This window comes from Acidihalobacter sp., assembly GCF_037381185.1.
GTDB lineage: Bacteria > Pseudomonadota > Gammaproteobacteria > DSM-5130 > Acidihalobacteraceae > Acidihalobacter_A.
Genome location: NZ_JARRQY010000026.1, coordinates 1 through 12,159 on the forward strand (window position 1 = coordinate 1; position 12,159 = coordinate 12,159).

10 protein-coding genes are annotated in these 12,159 nt (G+C 63.9%); 8 read left to right on the forward strand and 2 right to left on the reverse strand.

Translation table 11 applies throughout. The annotated features are described in order from the left end of the window. Positions 1-1,328 precede the first annotated feature (1,328 nt). The 4 genes from ilvG to P8014_RS10145 all read left to right on the forward strand — a co-directional run bounded on the left by ilvG (position 1,329) and on the right by P8014_RS10145 (position 7,437). Positions 1,329-2,987, forward strand: a complete 1,659-nt coding sequence (gene ilvG / locus P8014_RS10130) for an acetolactate synthase 2 catalytic subunit (RefSeq protein WP_337817202.1) — start codon at positions 1,329-1,331, stop codon at positions 2,985-2,987. Further along, complete coding sequence (locus P8014_RS10135) at positions 2,984-3,253, forward strand: ACT domain-containing protein (RefSeq protein ID WP_337817203.1); 270 nt, start codon at positions 2,984-2,986, stop codon at positions 3,251-3,253. The genes ilvG and P8014_RS10135 overlap by 4 nt, the downstream gene beginning before the upstream one ends. Positions 3,254-3,392: 139 nt before the next feature. Beyond that, positions 3,393-4,967 (forward strand): sensor domain-containing diguanylate cyclase, encoded by a 1,575-nt coding sequence (locus P8014_RS10140; protein ID WP_337817204.1) that lies wholly within the window; start codon positions 3,393-3,395, stop codon positions 4,965-4,967. Positions 4,968-5,085: 118 nt separating this feature from the next. Then, positions 5,086-7,437: an HDOD domain-containing protein gene (locus tag P8014_RS10145; protein WP_337817205.1), complete on the forward strand. Its 2,352-nt coding sequence runs from the start codon at positions 5,086-5,088 to the stop codon at positions 7,435-7,437. 14 nt (positions 7,438-7,451) lie between these two features. Here P8014_RS10145 and P8014_RS10150 read toward each other — a convergent pair whose 3' ends face one another. Beyond that, positions 7,452-8,066 (reverse strand): 2OG-Fe(II) oxygenase, encoded by a 615-nt coding sequence (locus P8014_RS10150; RefSeq protein WP_337817206.1) that lies wholly within the window; start codon positions 8,064-8,066, stop codon positions 7,452-7,454. A 151-nt stretch (positions 8,067-8,217) separates the two neighbouring features. Between P8014_RS10150 and P8014_RS10155 the strand changes: the two genes are divergently transcribed. Together P8014_RS10155 and P8014_RS10160 are read left to right on the forward strand one after the other, a co-directional pair. Further along, positions 8,218-8,667 carry a cytochrome c gene (locus P8014_RS10155; RefSeq protein WP_337817207.1) on the forward strand — a complete coding sequence of 150 codons (450 nt, stop codon included), beginning with the start codon at positions 8,218-8,220 and terminating at the stop codon, positions 8,665-8,667. A 54-nt stretch (positions 8,668-8,721) separates the two neighbouring features. After that, on the forward strand, positions 8,722-9,252 hold the full coding sequence (locus P8014_RS10160) for a gamma carbonic anhydrase family protein (protein ID WP_337817208.1): 531 nt from the start codon (positions 8,722-8,724) through the stop codon (positions 9,250-9,252). 11 nt (positions 9,253-9,263) lie between these two features. Here P8014_RS10160 and P8014_RS10165 read toward each other — a convergent pair whose 3' ends face one another. Then, the gene (locus P8014_RS10165; RefSeq protein WP_337817209.1) at positions 9,264-10,697 is read right to left on the reverse strand and encodes a PLP-dependent aminotransferase family protein; all 1,434 of its coding nucleotides are present in this window, start codon (positions 10,695-10,697) and stop codon (positions 9,264-9,266) included. Between the two features lie 125 nt (positions 10,698-10,822). Between P8014_RS10165 and P8014_RS10170 the strand changes: the two genes are divergently transcribed. Together P8014_RS10170 and P8014_RS10175 are read left to right on the forward strand one after the other, a co-directional pair. Beyond that, positions 10,823-11,404, forward strand: a complete 582-nt coding sequence (locus P8014_RS10170) for a pyridoxamine 5'-phosphate oxidase family protein (RefSeq protein WP_337817210.1) — start codon at positions 10,823-10,825, stop codon at positions 11,402-11,404. 36 nt (positions 11,405-11,440) lie between these two features. Next, positions 11,441-11,881 carry a GNAT family N-acetyltransferase gene (locus tag P8014_RS10175; RefSeq protein ID WP_337817211.1) on the forward strand — a complete coding sequence of 147 codons (441 nt, stop codon included), beginning with the start codon at positions 11,441-11,443 and terminating at the stop codon, positions 11,879-11,881. Positions 11,882-12,159: the final 278 nt, after the last annotated feature.

Consider the following 12,159-nt stretch of genomic DNA (forward strand, 5'->3'; position numbering starts at 1 on the left):
TTTCTTTGAAATGCGCAAAGAAACCGGCGAAAGAAACGCACCCCCAAAGCACTTTGCACCTGTGCCATTCGCGACTGCAGTGGACTGGTGTGCGTTCAGGGCAAGGCGCGGCGCGAAGACAATGGCCCGAGCCCTTGGCAAGCGCCGCAACGCCGCCATGGGCGCACACCAGCCCACCCGAAGGGCGACACCAGGCTGTCCCGCCCCGGTGTTGCGTCGCTTGTGAAGGCAACAAGCCTTCCCTGCGCGACGCGCCTTGTGGCGAAACAGCTTGGAGTCGCTGCAGCCGCCAATGGCACAGGTGCAGAGTGCTGTGCTTGTCCCTGCCGGGCAACCTCGCGAACGCACGCCTGAACGGGGCCCGCAGCCATTCGCCTCCTGCGAAGGGCTGCTTGGCCGGCGTCCTGCCGGCCATCCCCGCCCAGGCGCACGTTCCCGAGGCAAGCGATCAAGGGGGACCGAACGTCAAAACACGGCTCCCGTAGGTTGGGGTGAGTGCAACGAACCCCAACATGATCTGCACTGCCCGCGTTGGGGTGCGCTTCGCTTATCCCAACCTACGCTTCGATCGCCGAATACGTAGCCCAAGCGTTTGGCGTGTATTCTGTTTTGACGTCTAGGTTCCCGTTTGGCCTTGCCTTGAGCGTGCGCCCCGGCGCGGGGTCGGGCGGCAGGGAGGCCGCCCGAGCAGGCTTTGCCAGAGGCAAGTGCCTGCGGTGCCCCGTGACGGGGTGGACGCTCGAGGTCTGCCCGTCACCCAAGTGGAATCAAAACTGGAAACACTGATTCGCGCCCGAAACGAGCTTCAGCGCCAACAATGGAAACAGGTTTCACTGGATAGCCAACGGAAATCACTATCCCGAGTCGCGCCCGAAATAGACCACCACGGTCAGAAAGTGCGTCGCCTTCGACCACGCAAGATCAAAACCAACAACCTCGAACGACGCTCGAAACTAGCTCGAGCTACAGAGGATGGACGACCTCGAGGTAGAGTCGCTTGCACGCCAGCGCTGCCGCACGCTAGTATCGACCCATCATTCGCTTAGAGTCGTCAGATCAAACCGTGAACCGCTTGTCCGCCCTGCTGGTAGTACTACTGGTAAACGTCGTGGTAGCTCCACGGCGCGGCGGGTCTATGCGTTAACTCTCTGACGATTTGAGATTTCACCGAAGACCCCCGCGCCGAAAGGCCCGGGGGTCTTCTTTTTTGCGCCATGCATATTTCGGAGATACACCCATGATGACCGTAGTACGACTGCTTCCGCTGGTAGGAACGCTTGCCACCCGCTGTCCACACCCCGCCGGCCGACCTGCAGGAGCACAACGCAATGAACGGTGCGCAATACCTCGCTGACACCCTGAGCCGGCACGGCGTTGATACGCTGTTCGGCTATCCCGGCGGCGCCATCATGCCGTTCTACGACGCGCTGCCCGATTCCCCCCTGCGTCACATTCTCACCCGCCACGAACAGGCCGCGGCGTTCGCCGCCAACGGCTATGCCCGCGCCAGCGGACGGCTTGGCGTGTGTGTCGCCACCTCCGGTCCCGGCGCTACCAATCTGCTGACCGGCGTGGCCGACGCCATGGCCGACTCCGTGCCCATGCTGGTGCTCACCGGACAGGTCGCCAGTGGCCTGATCGGCACCGACGCTTTCCAGGAAACCGACGTGCTGGGCCTGTCGCTCGGCGTTACCAAGCACAGTTATCTGGTGCGGGATGCAACCGAACTGCCCGAGGTGCTGCCCGAGGCCATACACCTGGCACGCAGCGGACGGCCGGGACCGGTGTGGATCGATATACCCAAGGATGTACTGCTGGCTGAAGTGCACGCCGGCCCGGCCCGGCCTCTGCCGGAATCCCCGAAGACGAGACCGGATGCCGCGGCGTTGGCGCGGGCCGGCGAACTGCTCACGGCAGCGCGCCGACCGCTGGTCTACGCCGGCGGCGGGGTGGTGTTGGCCGACGCGGTCAAGGCCTTGCGCACATTTTGCGCGCGCCGCGGCGTACCGCTGGTCAGCACGCTCAAGGGGCTGGGGGTGCTCGATCCGCAGGATCCGGCGAACCTCGGCATGCTGGGAATGCACGGCGCCCCCGGCGCCAATCGTGCCGTGCAGGACTGCGATCTGTTGCTGGTGGCCGGTGCGCGCTTCGACGATCGCGCGACCGGTCAACTGGAGCACTTCGCGCCGCGGGCGCGGGTGATCCATCTCGATGCCGATGCGGCCGAAGTCGGCAAGCTGCGCGGCGCCGACGTGGCGCTGCTCGGTGATATGGCAACGACCCTGGACGCGTTGGCTACGCTGCCGCTGCAGATCGACGAATGGTGCCGGGACTGCGCAGTTGCGCGAGAGCGGGAGGGGCATGCGCTGCCGCGCGCCGGTGTGGCCATCTCGCCGCATGGCTTGTTGCGCGCCTTGTCAGAGGCCGCGGATGCGCGCACGCGCATCGCCTGCGACGTGGGTCAGCACCAGATGTGGGTGGCGCAGCACTACGGTTTCCGTGAGCCGCGCCAGCACCTGACCAGCGGCGGCCTTGGCGCCATGGGCTTTGGGCTGCCGGCGGCGATCGGTGCGCAACTCGCCGATCCGGGGGCGCGGGTGATCAACGTCAGCGGTGACGGTTCATTTCTCATGAACGTGCAGGAACTGGCGACGCTCAAGCGCTACGACCTGCCGGTCAAGATGCTGCTGTTCGACAACCAGTTCCTGGGCATGGTGCGCCAGCAGCAGGAGCTGTTCTATGCCGGACGCTACAGCGAGGTCGACTTGTCCGACAACCCGGACTTCGTCGAGGTGGCGCGCGCTTTCGGTATTCCGGCCCTGCGCGCCAGCGGAATAGATGAGACCGATGCCGTGCTGGAGGCACTGCTGGATACGCCGGGCCCCATGCTCGTGCATGTGCCCGTGGCCAGGGAGGACAACGTCTGGCCCATCGTCGCGCCGGGGTGCGGCAATCACGAAATGATCGAGGAGGCGGCAGCATCATGACCCATGAACTGCAAATCATCGTCCGGCCGCAGGCCGGTGGCCTGGAACGCATACTGCGCACGCTGCGCGTGCGTGGTTTCGACGTGCAGCGTCTGCAGGCGGATTTCGACGTGACCCGCGAGCGCTTCCAACTCGGCGTCTGGGTGGCCGGAGACCGTGCGCTGGAGGTGTTGGAGCGGCAGTTGGCTCGGCTCGTCGAAGTCGAGACGGTGCTGGCGGTGCACCGCGGAGGCAGAGGCGAGGCGGTAGGTACGACTTCATCCTGAACGGGTAGCGCGAGCCGCGCTTGTGTGTCTTATGCTAAAAACGGACTTCGGTTGCTCGAAATGAGCCTCGGTCCTTCCATGTCGCCTACGCATGGAGGTGTGTGGGTGTGGGGGGCGTTATCGATGGAGAGTCGAGCGGATGGCATCAGGCGACGGTGGGCCCGCGCAGCGTGAGGCATTGTTTTCCGTTTGGGGTTTCTTTCGGGATGAAGATGCCGAGAACGCCTATCGTACGGCGAAGGCCGACCAGATCTACCAGCGTGCCCGGCTGACGCTGCTTGTCGGCGCCGTGCTGTTCGCGGCGGCTCTTCCTTACGATTACTGGGTCTTCGCCGGTCGGACCTCCTTCGCAATTTTGCTTGCAATGCGGCTCGGGGCTCCCGTCGTGGCCCTGGCGGCATTGGCCGTCATGCGTACTCGGGGTGCAGCGAACACCTTGTGGCCGGGTCTTGCCCTGTTGGCCTTCGAGATATATATCTCCGCCGCTTTTTTGCTCGCGGTGCTGATACACGGTGGCGAAATTTCCTTCCACACCATGAGTGCCCAGGCCATCGTGCTGGTGTTCTATCTGTTTCTGCCGAATCTGCTGCCGGCGCAGTTTGTCCTGCCGCTGGTGTTCAGCGTGGTGTTTGTCGCTATGTTCCCGTCAATGATGGGGGCGCCGCCGGAGGTGCTGTTCATCCCGTTGCTGCCTTTGATGCTGGCCAATGTCCTGGGTTTGGTGTTCGCACGGCTTAACAATCGGGCGCAGCGTCTCGAGTACCGCAACCTGAACGAGCAACGCCGCCTCAACCACGCGCTGCATCTCGAAATCGAGGAACGCGAAGATGTGGAGCGTTTGCTGCGCGACAGCGATGAGAATTTGCGTCGTCTGTTCGATGCTGCTCCGGTGCCGCTGGTGCTGTCGTCCCTCGACAACGGCCGGGTGTTGCGGGCCAACGATTTCGCGCTGGAGTTGTTCGGGGCCCAGGGCATGGAACTCGCGGAGTTGCGAGCGCGGGATTTCTATCATGATCCAAAGGAGCGTGAACGGCTCGCGCAGCGCGTGGTGCAGGATGGTCATGTCAGCGGCCTCGAGGTGCGGTTGCACAGGGTCGACGGCACGACGCTGGAGGTGCTGCTTGCCGCCAGTCGGCTCGAATACCACGACACACCGGCACTGTTGGTCGGGGTGATGGACATCGCGATGCAGAAGCGTCTCGTGCGCCAGTTCAAGCGCCTGGCCAGTCTCGACCCGCTTACCGGTGTCCGCAATCGCCGCTCCTTCCTGTTGGATGCGGAGCAGGAACTGCGTCGGGCGAGCCGCACCGGGCAGACGGTGAGCATCATGGTGGTCGACGCCGATGACTTCAAACAGATCAACGACCGTTTCGGGCACGCCGTCGGCGACGTCGCGTTGCGTTCGATCGCCAGTGCTCTGCGCGGTGAACTGCGCGAGTTCGACCTGCTTGGCCGTATCGGTGGTGAGGAGTTCGCGATACTGCTTCCCAGCCTCGAGATGCAAGGCGCCATGGATGTCGCCGAGCGTCTGCGCGAATGCGTTGCGGTTCTGCAGGTCGAAACCGAGGGGGCTGAAACGGTGCGTCCGACGATCAGCATCGGTGTTGCGCCAGTCGATATTGCGAACGGCGGTCTCGATGAGGCGCTCAAGCGTGCGGATCAGGCCATGTACGTCGCCAAGCAGGAGGGGCGCAATCGAGTCTGGATGGTTTGAGTCCGAGAGGCTTTATCGCAGGCTGGAGTTGTGGGACGGCGCAACTGCCTTTCACCTCGGGCGGTACACTAGGGCCTGTTCGCGAAGAATGCCAGCTGACCTTGGGTAATGGAGTATTGTGAGTTTGACCGAGCCGCAGAAGATAGGCCGTTTCACGGTACAAGGGGTGTTGGGCACCGGTGCGCAAGGGGCGGTCTATCTGGGTTTCGACCCCAGCCTCGAGCGCACGGTGGCGATCAAGACGCTGCGTGCGGACGCGCTTGGTGATGCGCTGGCGCGTGAGCGTCTGCTCGGTGAGGCGCGCATCGTCGCTCGTTTGAAGCATCCCAATGTGGTGCCTTTGTTCGAAGCAGGCGAACTGGAGCAGGGGCAGGGGATCTATCTGGTGTTCGAGCACGTCGAGGGGCAGACCCTGGCGCGTCGGATCGACGGGGAGCCGCTGCCGCTGGCGGAGGCCGTGCGCATCATGCTGGAAGTGCTGGACGGGGTCAGTGCTGCGCACGCTGCCGGCGTTCTGCACCGCGATCTCAAACCTTCCAATATCCTGCTCGGCCCCGACGGCCGCGCGCGCGTGATGGATTTCGGTATTGCCATGACGGCAGAGGCGATCAGCGAGCAGAATCGTTTGTGGGGCTCGCTGCGTTACGCATCACCCGAACAGTTGCTCGGGGCGGAACTCAGCACACGTTCGGACGTCTTCGCCCTGGGCTTGTTGTTCTACGAAATGTTGACCGGGCAACGCGCCGTACAGGGTGAAAGCGTGGACGACATCTACGAGGAAATCACCGAAGGCAGGGTGACGCCGCCATCGCACCTGTCGGAAGGCGGCGACGTCCGCTACGACCAGATCGTGCTGCGCGCCACGGCGCGCACGCCCGACGACCGTTACGCCGATGCGCGCGAGTTCCGCACCGCGCTGGTCTCTCTGCTGGACGTGCGGCTCGAGCGCGGAAGTTCCGGCGCGCTCGACTTTCTCATGCGCCGCATCAAACGCAAACCGGATTTCCCCGGCCTGTCGCATGCCATACGCGACATCAACCGCCTCTCCGGAGATGCGGCGAACCACTCCGTCGCGCAGCTGGCGAATGCGGTGCTGCAGGATTACGCGACCACGCAGAAGCTGCTGCGCCTGGCCAATTCCTCGTACTACGGCCAGTTCGGCGGCAGCATCTACACCGTGACGCGTGCCATCATCGTGCTCGGTTTCGAGCAGGTGCGCATGGCCGCGCTGAGCCTCATGCTGCTGGAGAATCTGCGCAACGACAGCGATGCCGGTCAACTGGCCGAAACGCTGATGCGCGCGCTCTACAGTGCAATGATCGCCAAGGAGGTGGCGGACCGTATGCCCGGAGTCGGCGGCGAGCAGACCTTCATCTGCGGTCTGCTGCACAGCCTGGGCAAGGTGCTGACTGCCTATTATTTTCCCGAAGAGTATGCGGACATCCGCCTCGCAGTCGAGCAGCGACGTATTCCGGAGTCCGTCGCCGCCCATGAAGTGCTGGGCCTGGACTACGCCAAATTGGGGCAGGCGGTGCTCCACGAATGGGGGTTCCCGGCGGATATCGTGCGCACCTTGAAGCCTTTGGGGTCGGGCGTTTTGCAGAAACCCTCCGATCCGGAGCGAACCGTGGCGACCGTTTCCGCATTTGCCAACGAGCTGAGCGAGACGGTATTCGAGGCGCAGGGCGATCTGTCGGCCGGCTTGCGCGGCCTTGCCGAGCGTTTCTCCGTGGCGCTCGGCATGGATGCCAGACAACTGGACAGACTGTTGCGTGAAGCGCGCGAGAAGATGCACGAGTTCCTCGCCGGAGCCGGTCTGCCGCCGCATGCCCGAAAGGCGCTCAAGCGCCTGGAGGACAATCTGTCCGGTCAGCGTGGATTGGCCCGCAAGGCCGGACAGAAGTCCCCGCAGGAGCCGGATACCAATGTGCGCGTCGAGGCCGCGCCGCCGTTGGACGGCATGCAGAAGCTGGACGTTCTTTTGGAGGGCGTCAATGACGTGACCGCGAATCTGCTCGAATCCTTTGACCTGAACGCCTTGTTGCAGGTGGTGCTGGAGACCATGTATCGCGGCACCGGCGCGCGTTGCGTCGTGCTGTTCCTGGCCGCGCGCAGCGGACGTCATCTGACCGCGCGGATGGCATTCGGCGACGTGCCGGAGTCCCTGCCGGGTACCTCGTTCGAATATTCCGGGCAGGATGGCCATGACGTGTTTTCAGTGAGCCTGAGCGCGCGCAAGGACATTGTCGGGCAGCCCGATCAGCGCCAGCACGATCTGCCGGAAGCGCTGCGCCCGATTCTGCGCGCGGACTGTTTTCTGGTTCTGCCCCTGGTGGTGAACGATCGGGCGGTCGGCGCGTTCTATATCGATCTGGCGCCGGGCGTCGTGGTCGACGAGGCACCGATGAAAGCGCTCAAGACGCTACGCAATCAGGCGGTGATGGCGATCCGCAGCGCTTCGCGCCGCTGACACGGCGGCTGCGCTCACAGCGCCTCGACCGGGCGAATCCTGAACCAGCAGGCAATGCTCGCGCGAGGTCGGCGCGTCTGGGTGACCTCGTGGGGGAATTCCTCGCTGAGAAAGCACACGGCGCGACCGGCCTCGGGCATGACTTCCTCGATTAACGCACCCTTTGGCGTGTACAGCCGCAGCAGCCCGCCATCGTGCCGGCGCCAATGCGGATTAAGGTAGAGCACCAGGCTGACGCGACGCAGATTGTCGCCGCGGAAGCTGTCGATGTGACGCTGATAGCGCGCGCCCGGCGGGTACAGCGCGTAGTGCGCCTCGAAGTCCTCCAGGCCGATGAACAGAGTGCGGTTGAGCGTCGTGCGCAGGGTTTTGAGGTGTTCGAACAGCAGCCGTTGGGCCTCCCCAGCGCCAGTCAGCCAGCGTGTGCGGTCGCCGCGAATATCCTCGCGAAGCTGTTGCCGGGGGCCGCGTCCGATCAGCGCAGGCGTCAGCGCATCACTTCGCATGTGGGCGAGCAGCTCGGCATGCAAGGCCTCGACCAATTTTGGCTCGAGAAAGTGCTGCAGCGATATCCAGCCGGCCCCGCACAGGGCATCTGAGATTTCCAGGTACGCATTGAGAGTGGACAACGGAGTGTGTTCGGCTGGCCACGTCAGTGTGGCGGCGCGATTATGCGCCTGCCCGGACGTCCTGGCGAACCTTATTTGCGGTGCCCGGGCACGCGTGCAGAAGCCATGCAGTACACTTCTGTTTGGGCAAACCGGCGAAGGGGGATTCGCGATGAAAAAGAAGCTGTTGAGAGGTGGGTTGGCGGTGGCGCTGGTGTTGGCGCCGGCGTTCGCGGCGGCGGACAAGATCGACGATGCGATTGCCTACCGTAAGGCGGTCATGGAGGCTCAGAAGTGGAATCTGGGCCGGATGGCGGCCATGGTGAAGGGGACGGTGGCTTACGACAAGGCGGCGTTCGTACGCTACGCGCAATGGCTGGATGAATTGAGCCGCATGCCTTGGGAAGCGTTCCCGAAAGGCTCCGATGTCGGCGACACCAAGGCACGTGCGGATATCTGGAACAAGCCGGCCCAGTTCAGCGACAAAGCCAAGGCGCTGGAGACCGAGAGCGCGAAGCTGGTGGAGGTCGCGCGTAGCGAAGACATGGGCAAGATCCGCTTCCAGTTCGGCCAGACCGCACAGACCTGCAAGGCCTGCCACAAGGCGTTCAAGGATCGTTGAGCACAGAAGCGCGGGGCGAACCCGCCCCGCGCGTATCCAGAGGAGCGATGAGTGATGTGTGCGGTGCGTGCATTTGGCGAATACACGCCACGGCTCGGCGAGCGGGTCTACGTCGATCCGGCCGCCAGCGTGATCGGCGACGTCGAACTGGGTGACGACGCATCGGTGTGGCCCGGCGCGGTGCTGCGCGGCGATGTGCATTACATTCGCGTCGGCGCGCGCAGCAATATCCAGGACGGCGCCGTGGTGCATGTGACGCACGATGGCCCCTATTCGCCCGGCGGTCTGCCGTGTCTGATCGGCGCTGACGTCACCATTGGCCATGCGGCCGTGGTGCATGCCTGCACCTTGGGCGACGCCTGCCTGATCGGCATGCACGCCACCGTGCTCGACGGTGCCGTGATCGGGCCGAACGCGCTGATTGGCGCCGGAACGCTGGTGCCGCCGGGCAAGACGGTGGGCGAGGGCGAGCTGTGGCTGGGCAATCCGGCGCGTTGCGCCAGACGCCTGGACGCCGAGGAAATCGAACGCCTGCGCTATTCCGCCGCGCACTATGTGCGGCTGAAGGACCGTTATCTCGGCTGAGTGCGTTGGCGTCAGCGCGCGCCGATCTGCCTCGCTAGCGTATGCATGCCGCTGACGATCTCCGCCGGCCGGGCATTGGCGTAGCCGACCACGAAACCCGTCTCCGAACGCTCGGTGCAGTAGTACCCTGACAGCGGCGTGGAGCCGTAGCCCGCCGAGCGCATGCCGTTGCAGATTGTCTCGTCCTCGCATTCGCCGCGGAACACCAGATGCATGCCGGCGCTCTGCGCCACCGGTTCCAGCCGGCCGTCCAGTTCCTGCCGCCAGAGTGCCATGCACAGTTCCCATTTTTCCCGATAGATCTGGCGCATGCGCCGCAGATGGCGGGCGAAGAAACCCTGCGCCACGAACTCGGCGGCCACGTATTGCGGGAGCTGGGGGCTTTCTCCGCTCATGAAGCACTTGCCGGCGACCAATACGTCAAGCAACGGTTCGGGGGCGACCAGATAGCCCAGCCGCAGCGCGGGGAACAGGGTCTTGGAGAAGCTGCCCACGTAGATCACCGGCGCGTTGTCGACCAGGCCCTGCATGGCCGGAATCGGCTTCTGATAGAAATGGAACTCGCTGTCGTAGTCGTCCTCGACGATCCACGCGCTGTTGCGCCTGGCCCATTCCAGCAGCTGCAGGCGCTGTGCGGTCGGCACGATGCCGCCCAGCGGGTATTGATGGGTGGGCGTGCAGTAGAGCAGGCGCGCGTCCGGCGTTTCCGGCAGGCGTTCGGGCGCCAGACCCTGAGGGCCGACCTGCACGGGCCGTATGCGCGCACTGACGCCGGCGAAGGCGCGGCGCGCACCGCCGTAGCCGGGATTCTCCATCAGCACGCTCTCGTCCGGGTCGAGCAGCACCTGTGCGATCAGCGCGATGGCCTGCTGGGCGCCGTGCGTGATCAGGATCTGTTCCGGCGTACAGCGCAGTCCGCGGCTGCTGCGCAGGTAGTCGGCCAGCGCTTCGCGCAGCAGCGGCAGGCCCTGGTAGCTCTCAAAGCCGAGCGCCTGGCGCCGGCTTTCGTAGTGATGGCGTATACGGTTCCAGGTCCTTACGGGAAACGCCGTCAGATCGGCTATGCCCGGCGTCAGCGGCAGGCTGGTATTGCTGCGCTCGGCGCCGCCGAGTTCCTGTAGGCGTCGTCCGTAGCGTGACAGCCTGGGTATCGGCGTGGGGTCGCCGGCGACTCGAGGCGGCTCGGGGGAGCGGGGTATGGAGGGCAGGTCGTGGTGTACGTACCAGCCCGCGCCGCGTCGGCTGAGCAGCAGCCCTTCGGCGCGCAGCTGGTCGAACACCGCGTTCACGGTATTGCGGCTTACGCCCCAGCGAGTGGCGCATTCGCGGCCCGACGGCAGGCGCTGTCCGGCGCGGTAGCGTCCCGACAGGATGCGCTCGGCCAACTGCTCGTAGAGCTGGGTTTGCAGTGGCCGGCTGCGATCGAGCTGTATGTCCGAGATCATTGTCGAAATGCCCGAATTGGTCCCATTGAAAGTTGCAAAGTGGATCTTTTTATGCATCCAGTTGTGGGTATTCTGGAATGGCGGCATGCGGTCCACAAGTACATTCGAGATAGCCGGAGCAGAACATGGTCGAATCAGACGTATTCCCCTGCACTTCACGCAGCAAGGTCAGGAAAGAGAATCGCGCCAGCTACGAGCGGGCGAGCTCCTATGCGCTGGTCGACCGCCTGAAGACCGGCCATCTCGCCTTCGTCGAAAACGGCGAGCCGCGCAGCATTCCGATCACCGTCTGGCGTCATGACGACCATCTCTATGTGCACACCCTGAACAAGGGGCGGCTGGCCCGTCTCCTGGAAACCGGCTGCCTGGTGTGCCTGTCCTTCGCCGACTGCCAGGAGTGGGTGCTGGCCAAATCCGCCTATCATCACAGTGCGAACTACGAATCGGCGGTGCTTTATTGTCGCGGCGAGCGGGTGTCCGACCCGCGGGACTTCGATGAAGCCTTCAAGGCCATCATCGAGCAGCTGGAGCCGGGGCGCTGGGAGCAGGTACGCCCGCCCAACACGACCGAACGCAAGGCCACGGCATTGATCAGACTCACGGTCGAGGAGGGTGCCTACAAATCCCGCACCGGCGGACCCGTTGAGGAACCGGAGGATCTGGAACTGCCGGTGTGGCATGGGGTGCGGTCGGCGAAAGACTGTTGAGTTTTCTGGAAAATATAATCATCAAGGGTGCCACTTATGACTCTTCAAGTCCGCCCCCTGCGCGAGGGCGACGAAGCCGAATGGCGAACGCTTTGGACGGCGTATCTGGATTTCTACGAAAGCGCTGTGAGCGAAGAGGTTTACCAGAGTACCTTCGCCCGGCTCCTCGACCCGAACAGGCCTCAACAATGCGCCTTCGTGGCCGAATACGAGGGGCGTCTCGTCGGGTTGGTCCACATCATCTATCACGCCCATAACTGGCGCCTGGAAGATGTCTGCTATCTACAGGACCTCTATGTCGATCCGTCGGTACGCGGAACAGGCGTCGGACGTGCATTGATCGAAGCCGTCTACGTTGCCGCGGATGCCAATGGCACACCATCGGTGTATTGGATGACGCAGGATTTCAACGAAACAGCGCGCAGACTATATGACCGCATCGGCCGACTGACGCCCTTCGTCAAGTATCAGCGGTAGGAGGGGGTGAGAGCGCGGAGGTGGACGGTGCCAATCCGCCCAGAACTGAATCTCTGTACCGCAAGTCGCGCTCAAAAAAGTGAATGATCCGGCTGTGCATTCGTGTGTCGAGACGTAGGTTGGGGTTCGATGTACTCACCCCAGCCTACGGAACTATTGGAAAGCAGAAACTGATCCTCCCCAGCTGGCGGATGCACGGGGTGAGGCAAAAGACGAGACCTGTTGCTGTGTGTTGCGTATCCTTTTTGTCTTCGCTGAAGTCGGATGCTCGGCAGCCG

What these genes read in the sequence shown, in the direction of transcription:
- P8014_RS10165 (WP_337817209.1), bottom strand. Translation starts at nt 10,697, where the DNA reads ATGATCTCGGACATACAGCTCGATCGCAGCCGGCCACTGCAAACCCAG.
- P8014_RS10170 (WP_337817210.1), top strand. Translation starts at nt 10,823, where the DNA reads ATGGTCGAATCAGACGTATTCCCCTGCACTTCACGCAGCAAGGTCAGG.
- P8014_RS10135 (WP_337817203.1), top strand. Translation starts at nt 2,984, where the DNA reads ATGACCCATGAACTGCAAATCATCGTCCGGCCGCAGGCCGGTGGCCTG.
- P8014_RS10155 (WP_337817207.1), top strand. Translation starts at nt 8,218, where the DNA reads ATGAAAAAGAAGCTGTTGAGAGGTGGGTTGGCGGTGGCGCTGGTGTTG.
- ilvG (WP_337817202.1), top strand. Translation starts at nt 1,329, where the DNA reads ATGAACGGTGCGCAATACCTCGCTGACACCCTGAGCCGGCACGGCGTT.
- P8014_RS10175 (WP_337817211.1), top strand. Translation starts at nt 11,441, where the DNA reads ATGACTCTTCAAGTCCGCCCCCTGCGCGAGGGCGACGAAGCCGAATGG.
- P8014_RS10160 (WP_337817208.1), top strand. Translation starts at nt 8,722, where the DNA reads ATGTGTGCGGTGCGTGCATTTGGCGAATACACGCCACGGCTCGGCGAG.
- P8014_RS10140 (WP_337817204.1), top strand. Translation starts at nt 3,393, where the DNA reads ATGGCATCAGGCGACGGTGGGCCCGCGCAGCGTGAGGCATTGTTTTCC.